The sequence below is a fragment of the Paenibacillus sp. FSL H7-0357 genome (genome assembly GCF_000758525.1).
GTDB lineage: Bacteria > Bacillota > Bacilli > Paenibacillales > Paenibacillaceae > Paenibacillus_AQ.
In genome coordinates this window covers 1,408,109-1,423,165 of the sequence record NZ_CP009241.1, presented here as the reverse complement: position 1 = coordinate 1,423,165, position 15,057 = coordinate 1,408,109, and the positions used below count along the sequence as shown (strand labels likewise).

The 15,057-nt window shown below is 49.4% G+C and carries 19 protein-coding genes, 4 tRNA genes and 1 pseudogene; 8 read left to right on the top strand and 16 right to left on the bottom strand.

The window, feature by feature from the left end; all coding sequences use genetic code 11:
• Nucleotides 1-22: 22 nt before the first annotated feature.
• Both H70357_RS06295 and H70357_RS06290 read left to right on the top strand, forming a co-directional pair.
• Nucleotides 23-220, top strand: a complete 198-nt coding sequence (locus H70357_RS06295; RefSeq protein WP_038587016.1) for a transcriptional regulator — start codon at nucleotides 23-25, stop codon at nucleotides 218-220.
• Nucleotides 221-256: 36 nt separating this feature from the next.
• A complete protein-coding gene (locus H70357_RS06290) occupies nucleotides 257-892 on the top strand; it encodes a nitrogen regulation protein NR(II) (protein ID WP_038587013.1) in 636 nt (211 codons plus the stop codon).
• 91 nt (nucleotides 893-983) lie between these two features.
• Here H70357_RS06290 and H70357_RS06285 read toward each other — a convergent pair.
• The 11 genes from H70357_RS06285 to H70357_RS06235 form a co-directional block, all read right to left on the bottom strand.
• Nucleotides 984-1,066 (bottom strand) — tRNA-Leu (locus tag H70357_RS06285).
• A gap of 5 nt (nucleotides 1,067-1,071) precedes the next feature.
• A tRNA-Glu gene (locus H70357_RS06280) sits at nucleotides 1,072-1,143 on the bottom strand.
• A gap of 171 nt (nucleotides 1,144-1,314) precedes the next feature.
• Nucleotides 1,315-2,445, bottom strand: coding sequence for an alanine dehydrogenase (gene ald, locus H70357_RS06275; RefSeq protein WP_052091864.1), 1,131 nt, complete (start codon nucleotides 2,443-2,445; stop codon nucleotides 1,315-1,317).
• Between the two features lie 159 nt (nucleotides 2,446-2,604).
• Nucleotides 2,605-3,804, bottom strand: a complete 1,200-nt coding sequence (locus tag H70357_RS06270) for an ABC transporter substrate-binding protein (protein ID WP_038587010.1) — start codon at nucleotides 3,802-3,804, stop codon at nucleotides 2,605-2,607.
• Between the two features lie 74 nt (nucleotides 3,805-3,878).
• Nucleotides 3,879-4,580 carry an ABC transporter ATP-binding protein gene (locus H70357_RS06265; protein ID WP_038598786.1) on the bottom strand — a complete coding sequence of 234 codons (702 nt, stop codon included), beginning with the start codon at nucleotides 4,578-4,580 and terminating at the stop codon, nucleotides 3,879-3,881.
• Nucleotides 4,581-4,585: 5 nt separating this feature from the next.
• Nucleotides 4,586-5,368, bottom strand: a complete 783-nt coding sequence (locus tag H70357_RS06260; protein ID WP_038587007.1) for an ABC transporter ATP-binding protein — start codon at nucleotides 5,366-5,368, stop codon at nucleotides 4,586-4,588.
• Nucleotides 5,337-6,299, bottom strand: coding sequence for a branched-chain amino acid ABC transporter permease (locus H70357_RS06255; RefSeq protein ID WP_052092460.1), 963 nt, complete (start codon nucleotides 6,297-6,299; stop codon nucleotides 5,337-5,339). The genes H70357_RS06260 and H70357_RS06255 overlap by 32 nt, the downstream gene beginning before the upstream one ends.
• A gap of 18 nt (nucleotides 6,300-6,317) precedes the next feature.
• The gene (locus H70357_RS06250; RefSeq protein WP_038598781.1) at nucleotides 6,318-7,223 is read right to left on the bottom strand and encodes a branched-chain amino acid ABC transporter permease; all 906 of its coding nucleotides are present in this window, start codon (nucleotides 7,221-7,223) and stop codon (nucleotides 6,318-6,320) included.
• A 452-nt stretch (nucleotides 7,224-7,675) separates the two neighbouring features.
• Nucleotides 7,676-7,764, bottom strand: a tRNA-Ser gene (locus tag H70357_RS06245).
• 7 nt (nucleotides 7,765-7,771) lie between these two features.
• A tRNA-Asn gene (locus tag H70357_RS06240) sits at nucleotides 7,772-7,847 on the bottom strand.
• Between the two features lie 128 nt (nucleotides 7,848-7,975).
• A complete protein-coding gene (locus H70357_RS06235; RefSeq protein WP_038587005.1) occupies nucleotides 7,976-8,740 on the bottom strand; it encodes an MBL fold metallo-hydrolase in 765 nt (254 codons plus the stop codon).
• A 126-nt stretch (nucleotides 8,741-8,866) separates the two neighbouring features.
• Between H70357_RS06235 and H70357_RS06230 the strand changes: the two are divergent.
• A pseudogene (locus H70357_RS06230) lies at nucleotides 8,867-9,296 on the top strand (Lrp/AsnC family transcriptional regulator).
• On the opposite strand, the gene H70357_RS35705 reads toward H70357_RS06230, so the two are convergent.
• Nucleotides 9,289-9,477: a hypothetical protein gene (locus tag H70357_RS35705; RefSeq protein WP_156130820.1), complete on the bottom strand. Its 189-nt coding sequence runs from the start codon at nucleotides 9,475-9,477 to the stop codon at nucleotides 9,289-9,291. The pseudogene H70357_RS06230 and the gene H70357_RS35705 sit on opposite strands and share 8 nt — an antisense overlap.
• A 232-nt stretch (nucleotides 9,478-9,709) precedes the next feature.
• Here H70357_RS35705 and H70357_RS06225 point away from each other — a divergent pair, with 232 nt between their 5' ends.
• Nucleotides 9,710-10,348 carry a pentapeptide repeat-containing protein gene (locus H70357_RS06225; RefSeq protein ID WP_038587002.1) on the top strand — a complete coding sequence of 213 codons (639 nt, stop codon included), beginning with the start codon at nucleotides 9,710-9,712 and terminating at the stop codon, nucleotides 10,346-10,348.
• Here H70357_RS06225 and H70357_RS06220 read toward each other — a convergent pair.
• Complete coding sequence (locus H70357_RS06220) at nucleotides 10,341-10,826, bottom strand: SprT family protein (protein WP_197073705.1); 486 nt, start codon at nucleotides 10,824-10,826, stop codon at nucleotides 10,341-10,343. The two genes, H70357_RS06225 and H70357_RS06220, sit on opposite strands and share 8 nt — an antisense overlap.
• 119 nt (nucleotides 10,827-10,945) lie before the next feature.
• Here H70357_RS06220 and H70357_RS06215 point away from each other — a divergent pair, with 119 nt between their 5' ends.
• Together H70357_RS06215 and cmpA are read left to right on the top strand one after the other, a co-directional pair.
• Nucleotides 10,946-11,305, top strand: a complete 360-nt coding sequence (locus H70357_RS06215) for a hypothetical protein (protein ID WP_038586996.1) — start codon at nucleotides 10,946-10,948, stop codon at nucleotides 11,303-11,305.
• Nucleotides 11,306-11,382: 77 nt separating this feature from the next.
• Nucleotides 11,383-11,520, top strand: coding sequence for a cortex morphogenetic protein CmpA (gene cmpA, locus H70357_RS35700; RefSeq protein ID WP_144024341.1), 138 nt, complete (start codon nucleotides 11,383-11,385; stop codon nucleotides 11,518-11,520).
• A gap of 363 nt (nucleotides 11,521-11,883) precedes the next feature.
• Here cmpA and H70357_RS06210 read toward each other — a convergent pair whose 3' ends face one another.
• Nucleotides 11,884-12,375, bottom strand: coding sequence for a DinB family protein (locus H70357_RS06210; protein ID WP_038586993.1), 492 nt, complete (start codon nucleotides 12,373-12,375; stop codon nucleotides 11,884-11,886).
• A gap of 166 nt (nucleotides 12,376-12,541) precedes the next feature.
• Between H70357_RS06210 and H70357_RS06205 the strand changes: the two genes are divergently transcribed.
• Nucleotides 12,542-13,123, top strand: coding sequence for a CGNR zinc finger domain-containing protein (locus H70357_RS06205; RefSeq protein WP_038586990.1), 582 nt, complete (start codon nucleotides 12,542-12,544; stop codon nucleotides 13,121-13,123).
• A gap of 762 nt (nucleotides 13,124-13,885) precedes the next feature.
• Here the strand turns inward: H70357_RS06205 and H70357_RS06200 are convergent.
• Entirely contained in the window at nucleotides 13,886-14,059 is a 174-nt protein-coding gene (locus tag H70357_RS06200; protein ID WP_038598778.1) for a hypothetical protein, read from the bottom strand.
• Between the two features lie 141 nt (nucleotides 14,060-14,200).
• On the opposite strand from H70357_RS06200, the gene H70357_RS06195 reads away from it, so the two are divergent.
• Nucleotides 14,201-14,479 (top strand): hypothetical protein, encoded by a 279-nt coding sequence (locus H70357_RS06195; RefSeq protein ID WP_038586987.1) that lies wholly within the window; start codon nucleotides 14,201-14,203, stop codon nucleotides 14,477-14,479.
• 223 nt (nucleotides 14,480-14,702) lie between these two features.
• Here H70357_RS06195 and H70357_RS06190 read toward each other — a convergent pair whose 3' ends face one another.
• Nucleotides 14,703-14,945 (bottom strand): hypothetical protein, encoded by a 243-nt coding sequence (locus H70357_RS06190; RefSeq protein ID WP_052091862.1) that lies wholly within the window; start codon nucleotides 14,943-14,945, stop codon nucleotides 14,703-14,705.
• Between the last annotated feature and the right edge of the window lie 112 nt (nucleotides 14,946-15,057).

Here is a 15,057-nt window from a genome sequence, read left to right as displayed (position 1 = left end):
AGTCGATAAGAGGTGAAGTGTTTTGAACAGCAAACGTCCTGTTACTCCTTTTGGCTGGGCAATCAAACAGCGGCTGACGGAAATGCACATGGATCAGAAGAAATTCTGTGAGCTGTACGGAATTCCGCCTTATCGCCTATCCAATCTGATTCACGGCACCCGCAGGGCCGAGCGCTACAGGCGCCAAGTCGCAGAGCTGCTTAACCTGCCTCCATCCTAGCTTTCCATCCTGTAAACTATCAAGGAGAGATAACCTTTGCCATTCAGCATATCCATTTCCCTCATCCGTTCCCTTAATGCTCTGCCGCATAATGCACTGGTTATCGACAGTCAGGGGATCATCCTGTTCACCAACGACTCCTGGAAGGAATACAACAACCATTATGGACTCTCCCCGCATGCCGATTGGACTGGCGCTGATGCTCTGGAGTTATTCGAACAATCGATGTCCACCCCTTCCCAGATCACTGCACTTAAGGAGGCGCTGCATCACATCCTTCGCGGCGAGTCTTTAATATCCAGTTCCGAGTTTATTCTACAGACTGCGGCCAAAGGCAGCAGAAGATTCCGTGTAGATGCCTTTCCGCTTATCCACGAGAATCCGGCAGCAAACCAGGCTATCATTCTCTCTCTGCAGGATGTTGGTCCTGTTGTCACAAGTCAGCCTGTTCAGCCTGTCCGAACGATCCAGCCGTTGCGTTTGCACCAGAAGAATCCTCAACCTCTTGTTCCTATCTGCGCCTCCTGCAAATCCATCCGCAACAGCAGCGAGGAGTGGGTGACCATTGAACGTTTCCTGCTGCAGCAGCTGTCTTTGCAATTCACCCATGATATTTGTCCGGATTGCATCCGTGAGCTGTACCCGAAATACGCCGCAGCTCTGAAATGGTGATTTCTCCTGTCCAAGTACCAGAAATCCGCAACCTGTGAATGCAAAGAAAAAAGCCCTTGAATATCAAGGACTTTCTCTTCTAAACATCGTATGCGGTAGAGAGGACTCGAACCTCCACGGGTATACACCCACTACCCCCTCAAGATAGCGTGTCTGCCATTCCACCACTACCGCATATATGACCCGTATGGGATTCGAACCCATGTTACCTCCGTGAAAGGGAGGTGTCTTAACCCCTTGACCAACGGGCCATGCTTGATAAGTTGTCTTTGTCACAACAAAAATGAGTATATCAAACCCAGGCTGATTTGACAAGAACTTTTCTCAAAAAAATAACGGACATTCACAGCTGCAGCAATCAGCCGTTCATCCCCGCTAAATCTCCGCCTTCCCGCAGAGACCCTCCAACTTTTCTATGTCCGTCACACCCCTTGAGCAGCCAGTACCTCCAGCCCATCCGCCGCCTCATATCCCAGACTTTGTGCAACAGCCAAATTGGTCACCTGTCCGGCCACGACATTAAGTCCGCGGGCAAGCGCCGCGTTCTTCACCCCTGCTCCATGAATACCCAAATCGGCAATTTGCAGGGCATAAGGAATGGTTACATTGGTCAGCGCTAGCGTTGAAGTCCGGGCAACCGCGCCCGGCATGTTGGCCACAGCATAGTGCACAACACCAAACTTTACATAGGTCGGGCTCTCATGTGTAGTAATCCGGTCGATTGTCTCAATCGAACCCCCTTGGTCAATCGCCACATCTACAATTACAGAACCTTCTGCCATTTGCCGCACCATGTACTCTTTTACCAGCTTCGGTGCACGGGCACCTGGTATAAGCACTGCACCGATCAACAGGTCGGCTTTGCGTACAGCTTGTTCAATGTGATAAGAATCAGACATAAGGGTAGCCACTCGCCCGTCAAAAATATCATCCAGCTCACGAAGCCGGCTGGCATTTAAATCAAGCACCGTCACGCGTGCACCCATTCCCAGCGCAATCCTCGCCGCATTTGTGCCGACGATCCCTCCGCCAATGATGACCACTTCACCGGCCTGCACGCCCGGAACTCCGCTAAGCAAGATACCTTTGCCGCCATGCGGCTTCTCCAGCAGCCGAGCGCCAATCTGTACAGCCATCCGTCCGGCTACCTCGCTCATCGGGATAAGCAGCGGCAACGATCCGTCTTCAAGCTGTATCGTCTCGTAGCCGACCGCAGTTACTCCGCTCTCCACAAGCGCTTGGGTAAGGCCGGCCTCAGGAGCGAGGTGCAGATACGTGAACAGGATTAGCCCCTTGCGAAAGTAGCCATACTCTTCCGGCAGCGGTTCCTTCACTTTAATGATCATCGCTGCTTTGCTCCAGACCCCGGCCGCAGCGTCAAGCACCTCTGCACCCTTCTCCAGATATTCACTGTCCGTGAATCCACTGCCCGCGCCTGCCGATTGCTCGACCAGCACCTCATGACCTGCTTTGCGGAGCGCCCCCACTCCGGCTGGAGTAATCGCTACACGGTTCTCATTATTTTTGATCTCTTTGGGTACTCCGACAATCATTTATTCTCCTCCTTAATGTTATGCGAAAAGAAAGGCCCAATGTTGAGCCCTTCTCTTCACAGCTAAGGTGATTCGGGGCGCACTGGACACCCCGATGATAAACAAATTTGATTGCGGTTCTTAATCGTTCCTACCCGTTATTATATGCATTTGAACCTCTTACGGATTTACCTTTGTTTCGAAAGTTTGTGTGCCGTCAACGAATTTCAGAACGACAGCTGCTTTAACTGGGTCATGTGTTTCGTTGAGCGTGATTTTACCGGTAGCCAGCTGCAGATCTTTGGTTGCTGCCAAAGCATCTTTAATCTTGGCAGGATCGGCCTCACCTGCACGGGTAATGGCGTCAGCAACCAGCTTCAGGGAATCATAACCAAGAGCGGCCATCCCGTCCGGTACTGCGCCCCCATTGGCAGCTTTGTAGGCATCAACGAAGGATGTAACTTCAGTAGCTGTATCTTCCGGTGAGTAATGGTTGGACATATAAGTGTTGTCCAGAGCCTCTTTGCCGGCGATTTCAGCGAGTTGCGGAGAATCCCAGCCGTCACCGCCAAGGAATGGAACTGTAATGCCCATCTCGCGGGCTTGCTTTACGATTTTGCCAACTTCTTCATAATAGCCCGGCAGATAGATTACATCCGGGTTTTGCTCTTTGATCCGTGTCAGCACGGCTTTGAAGTCGGAGTCTTTTTGCTGATAGGATTCCTGGCTCAGCACCTCTCCGCCTTTTGCCTTAAAGGTTTCTTCAAAGAACTTTTGCAGACCCTTGGAATAGTCACTCGACGTGTCTGTGTAAATTACAGCTGTTTTGGCTTTCAGCGAATCTACAGCAAAGTTAGCCATAACTTCTCCTTGGAAAGGATCGATAAAGGCAGTGCGGAACACCCATTCGTTCACTTTGCCACTGCGCTCATCCACCGTCACTTTAGGGTTGGTGGCACCTACGGATACCAGCGGTATTTTCTTCTCGGTAGCCACCGGGACAATCCCCAGCGTGTTGGTCGAGGTCGAAGCACCAATGATGGTAACAACCTTATCATTGGTAATCAGTTTTTGCGCGGCTTGCGTGGCTTCCTCGGATTTCGAGGCGTTATCGGCTACGATTAATTCCAGTTTCTTGCCGAGTATGCCGCCTGCGTCATTGATCTGCTGTACCGCCAGCTTCGCGCCTTTGGATACGGAATCGCCGAAAGAGGCCTGGCCGCCCGTGAGCTCAAGGTTCGCGCCGATTTTGATAGTGCCCCCGCCAGAATTGCCGCCGCTTGCAGAGTTTCCGCTGTTCTCTGTGTTGTCGTTGCCGCAGCCCGATGCCAATACTGCAGTCAGTACTGTTGACAAAATAATGGCCCCAATTTTCTTCATAGTTTCTCCCAGCCTCCCGGATAATAGAATTGTATATATGTTGTTTCTATGATGCCCTTAGTGAGGCTAACCTCTTAGTGCCCGAGATAGGCCATTTTGATTTCTTCGGAATCTGCCAATTCCTTGGCATCCCCTTCAAGAACAACCCTGCCCGTTTCCAGCACGTAGGCGCGGTGGGCGATTTTGAGCGCCTGATGCGCATTTTGCTCCACCAGCAGCACAGTAGTTCCGGCTTCGTTCACATCTTTAATAATCTTGAAAATATCCTGTACCAGCAGCGGTGCAAGCCCCATGGATGGCTCATCCAGCAGCAGCAGCTGGGGATGCCCCATAATGGCCCGCCCCATGGCAAGCATCTGCTGTTCGCCACCGGACAAAGTACCTGCCTGCTGCTTCTTGCGTTCCCGGAGCCTCGGAAAGATGTCGTACACCTTCTCGAAATCAGCCGCCAGACTTCCGGATTCCTGCAGGTAAGCGCCAAGCTCAAGGTTCTCTTCAACAGACATATTGGCGAACACGCGGCGTCCTTCAGGACAATGGATCAAGCCCTGCTTGACGATCGCCTGAACACTCTGGCTGGTTATTGATTTATCCAGAAATTCAATGCTGCCTGTCTTGGGTTTAAGCAGACCTGACAGAGTCTTCAGGAGCGTTGATTTGCCTGCACCATTGGCTCCGATCAGTGTTACAATTTCCCCTTGCTCGACATGGATGCTAAGGTCCTTCAGAGCATGAATGGCTCCATAATAAACATTGATCCCCTGTACTTTAAGCATTGCCATTACGCCTCCTGTCCCAAATACGCTTCGATAACCTTGGGATTATTCCGAATCTCCGCCGGAGTTCCATCAGCAATCAGTATCCCGCGATCCAAGACATAAATCCGGTTGCAGACGCCCATAACAAGCGACATATCATGCTCGATCAACAGAATGGTGAGGTCAAATTCCTCGCGTATCCAGGCGATCAGATTCATTAAGTCCCGCGTCTCGTTCGGGTTCATGCCCGCCGCCGGTTCATCCAGCAGCAGCAGCTTCGGCCCTGCCGCCAGCGCCCGTGCAATTTCCAGACGCCGCTGGTTACCATAGCTGAGATTGCTGGCAACCTCTTCACTCTGGTCCGCGAGATTGAATATTTTGAGAATATCCATCGCCTTCCGTGTAATTTCGTCCTCTCCCTTGAAATGCTTCGGCAGCCGCAGCATGGAGGTGAATAAGGAATGTCTGGCATGCTGGTGAAAGGCGATTTTGACATTCTCCAATACTGTCATGGCCGTAAACAGCCGGATATTCTGGAAGGTGCGCGCAGCGCCCTTATGGTTGATCTTGTAGGGCTTCATCCCGCCAATGGACTCATTGTTAAGAAGAATGCTGCCTGTAGAGGGCGGGTATACGCCGGTTAACAGGTTGAAAAGCGTCGTTTTGCCGGCACCATTCGGCCCAATCAGACCGATCAGTTCACCTTTGTTAATGTGAAGAGAAACTTCGCTGAGCGCCTTAAGCCCTCCAAAGGAACGGCTGGCCTCTTTAACGTCAAGAAGCACTGCTGCCTGTGATGCTGTCATCTGCCTTCACCTCCTTTTTGCCAAGCTTGCCGAATGAAAATTTCGTTGTACCCAGCAGCCCGCTTGGACGGAATATCATCATCAGGATCAGAACGATCGAATAAATAATCATCCGCCATTCCGGGAATTCACGCAGATAGGTGTAGAGCAAGGTTACAAAGACAGCACCCACAATGGAGCCGGCTGTACTGCCGAGTCCCCCGAGAACAACCATAACGATAATCTCGAACGATTTCAGAAAGTTAAAGCTGCCCGGAGTAATCACGTAGAACGTATGCGCAGACAATCCGCCCGCTATACCGGCGAACAATGCACCGATCGTAAAGGCAATAATCTTATAGCGCGTCGTGTTAATCCCCATCGCCTCTGCGGCGATTTCATTCTCGCGGATGGCAAGGCAGGCCCGGCCATGTGTGGATCTTATAAAGTTATTGATCACAACCACTGTAATTAAGGTAAAGAGAAATAGCAGGGTCCAGGTCGTTTTGGCAGGGATGCCGCTGAGCCCGGAGGCGCCGCCGACGAATTCCGTGTTCAGCATGATGATCCGGATAATCTCGCCGAACCCCAGTGTGGCGATGGCCAGATAGTCACCATTCAGCCGGAGTGTAGGCATTCCGATCAGGACCCCAAACACAGCAGCGAGCAAACCGCCGGCAATAATCACCGGAACGAATGGAACGTTATAATCCAGTGTCAGAATCGCCGAAGTGTACGCACCTACAGACATAAAGCCTGCATGACCGATGGAGAATTGTCCGGTAATCCCGGTAATGAGGTTAAGCGATACCGCCAGCATGATGTTGACACCGATCAAGAGAAGCATCGACCTTGTAACATCACTGAATATTCCCGTTGTTAGAAGAACTTGAACGACTCCATAAAACGCCAGGGCAACAATAATGCCCCTCCAGAACTTTTTGCTTATCATCTTCACGCCGGTTCCCTCCTACACTTTCTCCCGGACATTCTTGCCGAACAGCCCGGATGGTTTAAAGATAAGGATCAGGATCAATACTGCAAAAGCCACTCCATCACGCCAGGAGGAAAATCCGAGCGAAGAAATCTCCGTCTCTACCGTTCCCAGCAGCAATCCGCCAACAAGCGCCCCGGGAATACTTCCAATGCCTCCAAGCACTGCGGCTACAAAAGCTTTAAGCCCCGGCATAACGCCCATCAGCGGATCGACGGAGTTGTAAGTCATGCCGAAAATCACTCCGGCAGCAGCGGCCAGCGCCGAACCGATAGCAAAAGTTGCCGAAATGGTGCGGTCTACGTTGATCCCCATCAAACGGGCCGCCTCCACATCGAACGATACCGCCCGCATCGCTTTACCGGTTTTGGTGTAACGTACGATATATTGCAAGAGAATCATAAGAATTATGGTTGTTAGAAGAATCATGACTTGATTGGATTCCACTTGAATGGATGTGCCGAACAACTGGTACTGTTTCTTGTCCATTATGTCCGGGAAGCCTTTCGCCTGAGGCCCGAGAATAAGCACTCCGGTGTATTCCAGCAGGAACGATACGCCAATGGCCGTAATAAGTGCGGCAATCCGGGTCGATTTGCGCAGCGGCTTGTAGGCGAAGCGTTCAATCGTGATGCCCAGCAGTGCGCTGATGGTCATCGAAATTATAAGCGACAAGATCAACACAAACACAGGAGGGAGCCCTGCGTTCGCCAAATATTTTGCGCTGTACAGTCCGATAAACGAACCGACCATAAACACATCCCCATGCGCAAAGTTGATCAGCTTAATAATTCCGTACACCATGGTGTAACCAAGGGCGATTAGAGCGTAAATACTGCCTACGGAAATACCGTTAATTAACTGCTGAATGAAGTACTCCATCGCCATCCCCTTCTCTCCATAATAATCAAAATTCCCCTTTCTACGCCTTACATTCTGTTCAATCCCTCAAGATGTCATTTATATTAACATACAGTTATTTCTCCGTCACTAATATATGAGTGGTTTTAATATAAAATTCGGAATTATACGTTAGGTTTATTGACATTATGAGTGAATTGAATGGAGTGTTTTGTGTATTATTCGCAAAAATCGATGAAAACCGGAGTAAAGCAGAGGATTTTAAAGGTCGATTGTTTTTGTATTTATTCCCTTTTCTGTTACAATGCTTTGTTTTTCTGTAAATAATATAACATTTGTCTCTTTACAGCTTCAATCCTTCAATTTATTAAAGAGGTAACGGGTTGCACTGGTAGTCCGGCTGGAAAAGCATGAGTATACAGCACAAAAAAAGAGCCCCGCTCGGGAGCTCTTACTGTCTGAAAGTATCGATACGGAGAGAGAGGGATTCGAACCCTCGCACCGCTTACGCAGTCTAACCCCTTAGCAGAGGGTCCCCTTATAGCCACTTGGGTATCTCTCCAAGTAAATGGCTCCCCGAACAGGACTCGAACCTGTGACAACTCGATTAACAGTCGAGTGCTCTACCAACTGAGCTATCAGGGAACATTACATGAACAAGGAATAATTTATCATGATTTCGTGATCTAGTCAAGCGGACAAAAGCCACTCTGAGATCGTTTACAATCAGCTCATGAATTTGACGGGCACAACACTATACACGAAGCTTAGATTTAGGCATCGATCTGAATCCATTCTCCATCCAGCGGAAGGGCAACACGGTTCAGCAGCCCCTCCTGCTGCAAGCGTGCTTTAAGCAAGTCACGTGTAACCAGGCAATGATTAATGGCATCCATATGGACGGTGATGACGGATGCTTCAGGGGCATAATGGCATAAATCAACGACATCCTGATCATTCATTGTAATATGGCCTCCCGTTATGAACTGCGCGCCTCCGGCATTGACAATGACCACTTCCGGACTATACTCGTCCAAGGCTTGTTTGACCTCCGCGCACCAGATGGTGTCTCCGGCCAGATACAGCACAGGCTCACCTTCAGCCTTAAAGACAAAACCGGATACCTTGCCCATCCGCTCTCCGATCTCTCCTGTTCCATGCCGGCCTGCGGTTCGTGTCAGGGTCACCCCACGGAACGTTAATGCAGCATTGTCTTGTACCACGGTGATATTACCGAACCCTTGGGCAGCGATTGTATCCTGATCCCCATCCTGGCATAACAGCGGGATCTCATGCGGCAAAAGTGACACCGCCGCCGCATCCCAGTGATCCTGATGCAGATGTGTAACCAGTACAGCATCCGGTGAAAGCCACTGCTGAACCGGCCCCGGCAAAGGAACGAGCGGATTTCTGCGGTCATTCTCCGTATTCACAATCGGCGGATTGGCTCCCTGTTCGCTGAGCATCGGGTCGATCAGGAAGGTAACACCGCCGTATTCCAGCCATAAGGCCGCATTGCGGATCAATTGAATTTTCATTCTAAACACCTCTTCTTTCCAGCTGTCTTCTGCTACAATTAATTATAAATGGACCTGCGTGCGGAATACATTGTGCCGTGAAAGAGATTGGCCTGTTCTATTTTCATCTGGAAAGGAATTTAACTTATGACCCCCTACCTCATCGACGATACGGATTACCGCATCCTTCAATATCTTATAGAAGACTCCACGCTCAGCCATAAGGACATCGGAGAATATGTTCATATGACGGGGCAGGCGGTAGGCGCACGAATCCGCAGAATGCGGGAATTAGAGATTATTGAAGGTTATACCGTCCGCTGGAATCCGCTCAAAATCGGACAGAGCATCCACGCCTTTATCACCGTGTTCTTAAGCTCCAACGCCGCCCATCCTCCCTTTCAAAAGTTTGCCCTAAACCACAGCAGCGTAGTGGAACTGCACCGGGTTCAGCGGGGAAGGCTGCTACTGGATGCGCGTGCGTACAGGGGATCAGGCGGAGCTGAATGGTTTTCTCGATGATCTGCTGGAGTATGGCAATTATCGGATTAATCTGGGCATGAAACAGCTCAAATAAACCGCAGTATCACCAGATGGACAGCAGAATAGGTGAATAGCAAAAACAGCTGATTGGCAATAACGCCAAACAGCTGTTTTTGCTGCATATTTTTCACGAATACCAGCCGCCCTCCGCTGAACATCAATAGAGTGACTCTGTGAAAGGTCTCTACCTCTACCCCTACCTCAATCTGCTGCATTCTATACAATAGATTGCTATTTGCAGGCCAAAAGTAAGAAATCTGCTGTATCTTTTGCAATAGAAAGCCTTTGGGTTCCCGTTATAACTAGGCTGTTATCCCTGTTCTGAGCTAGCCTCCAGCAGACTACCGGAACATTGACAAAACACCTGCCGCGCAGGATAGTTAACTCATCCACCCGCCGCTTCGGCGACGGAACCCACCCTATTCATTATCATTATTGGAGGCCAGCATGAACTATAAAATTGATCCGCCCAAAATCGCCGACCCGCTCTCTCTGCCAGTGCAGCAAGTGTTCTCCCTGGAGTCCAAAGAGGAGTTCAGCCTCTGCGCCATCAGCGATACCTTCATTGAATACCAGGAAGCGTCCAAGGTATCCTTCGATAAAGTACTGTTCAAAAATGTCACGATTACCGAGTCCACACTCCGTGCTGTCGAGCTGACGGATGTGATCTTTGAAAACTGCGATCTGTCCAACGTGGATTTCAGCGAAGCCTTCATTCACCGGACTGAGTTCAAGCTGTGCAAAATGATCGGAACCGACTTTACCAGAGCAAGATTCCAGAATGTCCGTGTGACGGACTGCATAGGGGACTTCGCCAGCTTCCGGTTCGGAAACTTCAAACAAACGGCCTTCGAGAACAGTTCACTCAACAGCGCCGACTTCTATCAATCGACTTTCAATAAAATGTCGTTCTCAGTCTGCAAAATCGATCAGGCGGTAATGGCAGGCTCCAAATTAAGAGATATCGACTTAAGCGACTGCGAATTCAGCGGCCTGAATGTGGATATTGAAGATCTGCCGGGCTGTATTATTTCCGCAGATCAGGCGGCTTCTTTTGCCGGGCTGCTGGGCCTCGTCATTAAGTAGACTGGCCATTCCCTAGTTCAAGTGCTACCAGCTTCAGCTTGCCGGCACATTTGCCGCAGCGGTAGCGCTTCGGGTCAGCCTTGCGCTTGCGCGGATATTCCATGGCACAATCGGTGCACACGAGCTTATACCGGTAAGGCTGCGGCTTGCGGGCCTTGGCCCCCGGCAGCGCTCCGCAGTAACGGCTTCCGCCGACCTGGGCCAGCAGGCTTTTGAAATCGGCATCCCGGTGCATATATCCCCGCTTCGCCAGATGCAGATGGTAGTGGCAGAGCTCGTGCTTGATGATCTTCTCCGTCTCTTCACGCCCATACATCGCCAGCTGCTGCGGGTTAATCTCTATATTATGGCTTTTGGTAAAATATCGTCCGCCTGTTGTCGTAAGTCTGTTGTTAAAGCTTGCTTTGTGCCGGAATGGCACGCCAAAGCTGCCCAGCGACACCTGCTCGATCCACAGCTGCAGCTCTTCGTTACTCATAGTCGTCATAGCGTTTCTCACAGGTCCTCTCCACAGGAAATAAGATCTCTACTTGAATTGTAACTTGCCCATAGGCTAAACTGTCAAGAAGGAAGACAAGTCCGGAGGGAGAATGACGTATGCCGAAAATGCGGTATGTAATTTTGCAGCAGAAACAGGAATTGCAGTTTGTGGAAATGCCGGAGGAATATGCGTACCAGCTGAGTGCGCTTAATCTCCGCCTCAATAAAGAGATCGACAAGCTGACGGCGGACAATGTGCCGAACCTGCCGCTGGCCATCGCGGAATGTGATTCGCTGGATCTTCTGCGCGAGGGGTATACGCTGGAGTCGGGGCTTGCGTACATCAACCGGCTGGAGAGCGCTTTTTCCTCTATTCAGGAGAATAATTATCCGCTGATCTCGCTGCTGACGGAAATCCGTGCGCTGCAGGCACAGCTGGAACAGTGGTACGAAGAGGAAGAAGAAGGTATTCATTAAATTGTAGCCTTCGCCGCACCTTTGGGCACTCCTTCCCATATGCTGTACATAGGAAGCATGCCAGAGGAGGGGTACACTTGCCACAGTGGCTCTGCCATCAGCTCATGAAGGCTTATTTCAAAAAGGACCGCCGTCAGATCAAGCTGCTGAACGAATGCTGGTTTTTTTACCGCAATTCCGCCGAATCCCGTGATTCTGTACCTAGAGAAGTATAGAGTTATATTGCAATTCAGGTGTGTGTGAAGATCAAAAGCCACGATTACCGTCAGGGTAGCCGTGGCTTTTGGTTTGTGAAGATCCTCAGGCGCTTACATTTGCCGCAAGCTCGCTGCCTCGTCGTCTATGATTTTAGAACATCGGGAAAACGTATCTCACCAGGAAGAACAGGATTCCGAAAATGATAATAATATACGCCGCGTATTTAATAAAGGTGGATGCGACAACGCTGGAATCCGATTTCTTGTGTATAGCACCCATTAACCCCGGCTTTTCCTGCTTGAAACAAATAGCCGCATCCCCACAAAGCCAGGATATACCCGGTCAGCGGAGATGCGGCTTCATTTTTAGACATTAATTAATCAGTTAAAACTGCGGTGGGAAGGCCAGGAGCCTTGCAGCTTGCGGACCAGCACAATCTGTCCAGTGTGGTAGGAATCATGCAGAATCAGGCTCATCACTTCTTCACCCGGAGCATGGCCCGAGCCGCCCCAGTCGTAGATGCCTTCCTCCAGCGCCTCAATCACTTCCCGCAGTGAAGCATGGATGGTCTTCAGCTTGGCAACCGCCTGTTCCCACGCTTCTTCCCCACTTGCTGTTACGGCAAAAGTGGCGTCGTTGCTCTCTGCATCCGGCAGCTGCGGCAGACCTTTGAGCTTATTCAGCAAACGTTCCTTGTAATAGGTCAGATGGTTGACCGTCTCCCAGATGGAGTTGCCCGCTTCCCCCGGCTTCCAGCTGGCCTGAATGCTATCCACACCCTGCAGCGCATCACTAAGCGGCGGCGCCCAATCCTCGACATCCATGGCATAATCCCAGTTTTGCAGCAAAACATCGCTAATCTTATTCTGCATGTTTTACCTCCTCAAAGTATTGTGAGCAATGTAACCACTCAAAGCTCCGATAACCGTTACACAAGAAATGTAGCATATTCAAGCGGAGGATTCAAGTAACTAGCAAACATGATTTTTAACTGTTACAATCAAGAGAAAGAGAAGGCTGCGGAAGGATGGATGAACCGTGCTGTGGGAGGATTTCATTAACAGCTATTGGCGGGATTGGCGGACAGGCGACCGCAGCAAGGACCGGGACAGGCTGGAGGATCAGGAATGGCTGGAGAAGTGGCTGGAGCAGCAATCGTTGCAGGTAACATCGCCGCCGGAGCCTGATGAACTGGAGCAATTGAAGCAGCTGCGCGGCCTGTTGTGGGGCGAAGTGCAGAAGCTCGTGCAAGGCAATAGCGCAGATCCTAAGCTGCTGGAGCAACTGAATATGTATATGGGCAAAGGGCCAGCGATTAGACAAGTAGTCTGGAAGCCGGACGGCCGGGCGGAGCTCTCTCTTCTGCCGCAACGCAACGACTGGGAACAGGTTATGGCCGAGATTGCCGCTTCTTTTGCTGCTGCCCTGCTGGAGAAGGAAACCGCCCGTTTCCGCATCTGCGACAATCCTGACTGCCTCTGGGTCTACTTCGACGATACCCGCAACCGCTCCAAGCGCTACTGCGATGACAAGCTCTGCGGCAATCTGATGAAGGTACGCCGCTTCCGGGCACGAAAAAAAGCAGAAGACGCCGGGGATGCCGGAGACCATGTTAACTGATAGGAGGATGGTCACCAGATCGAATCCGCTCCAATCATACTTAAGCCAATAATCCCATGATAGAGAATAAAGAAAGTAGCCGCCTGAAAAGGCACACATAAACAAGGTTAATCTAGCCTAAAAAGTTTGCTGAAGTGACCATGCGTATAGGGGGCTAAGCGCTATTTGGGCAAACCGTGTTGGTTTATTTGGATTTCGGTTTACGCTTCCCGTAGGGAGCGAAGGTTATGCGCGCGTGGTTGTCTTTCAGCCAAACGTGTTTCAATCAACGTTCCCGCATGGGGAGCGACGATACCAGTATTAACTCTTCGGATGGGTTGCTCAGGTTTCAATCCACGCTCCCGCACGGGGAGCGACAAAATCGCCCAAACACAACCGGGAAGACGGACAAGTTTCAATCCACGCTCCCACACGGGGAGCGACTTCCGGTCTGCCCGATCTATAAGGTCAGGGACCGTGTTTCAATCCACGCTCCCGCACGGGGAGCGACAGTTCACCCGAAACCCCTTACTACGTAAGGGTTCAAACAGCTAAAAGTGCGAACCACTCAAAATATAGATACTACATCACAAGTATATTCTGCAAAATTTACGAATTACCTTCTAACACCAAGGGTGCGAATCTCCCAGAGATTCCATGTGCGCTTCAGGTTCGCACTTTTCAGACTATCAGAGAAGAATTGATTTAAGAAGAGGACCATGCTAAGACAGGAAATGGATTGTACGAGGGTACAAAACGAAGACATACAAAAAAACTGACGCTTCATTCTTCAATTTCTATAATTCCTTTTTCTTTTTCGAACTGTTCTATTTGTTGTTCGATTAGATACTCTATCTGCATAGCAATGGACCGCTTGTTTCGGTCTGCGATATATTTGATTTTACTGAAATTTTCATCCTTTAACCGTAAAGTAAACACTCTTTTATCCGTAGCCATATATTTATTACTCCCTAAAAGTGATGTCATTATTGTATCATTGTGAAATTCGCACTCATACATTCACATTGACACCTAAGTGATGTCACTATATAATTAGATATATACATTCCATTTCATTTTTTTGTCGGAGGAACAATCATGGCTGATATAGAGCACGCTTTTAATCAATTTCTATCCATACGTATGGACTACATCGATAAGTCAATTTTGTCTCAGTCCGATGAATATAAGCACCTAATTGGTGATTGCAACCGGATTTTTTTAGATTTACTAACCAAGTTGCCTGAAGATTGTAAAGATACTCTTCAAAATTATGATACAGCCACCACCCTCCTTCAAGGGATTGCAGAAGTATTAATGTACAAACAAGGATTACATGATGGCATTAGTCTTAATCGACTTTCAGCCGATACCTAGTTTTATAGAGTGTTATTTTCTTTTTCAAGATACCACAGTACATAATATCAATCCTGCATGGGGAGATACACTCCTCCTAATAATTCATATAAAAGCACTCAGTTTTCATCAGTTTTTTGTCTAACCCTTATCTTTGTCCTTATCTTTGTCCTAACCTTATCCTTACCTTATCCTTACCTTATCCTTACCTTATCCTTACCGTTTCCTCGTCCTAATGCTCTTCCTACACTCTGTCCTGCTCCAGCTCCGCCTCAATTTCCTGATCGCTGACATAATCATCGCCGGCTGTAAGGCCAAGCTTCTCCTTGATTTTCTGCATGTCGTCATGAATTTCTTTCGTTCTGACGTGTATGCTGAGCAATAAACCAAACCCTACTGCAAACAATACCAGTATCCCGTATGGGCCCAAAAAAATGGTTAATACCACAGCAGCCAAAATCGCGAGTATCGTTCCAACTATCATCATGTTCAGCTATCCCCTTCAGCTTCATTTCGGCTCTGCCTGTTTTCCGCTTCAACCTCCCGTTCAATCATATTTATTCACCCTGAACCTTGTTTATTTATGGGAATTTTAACAT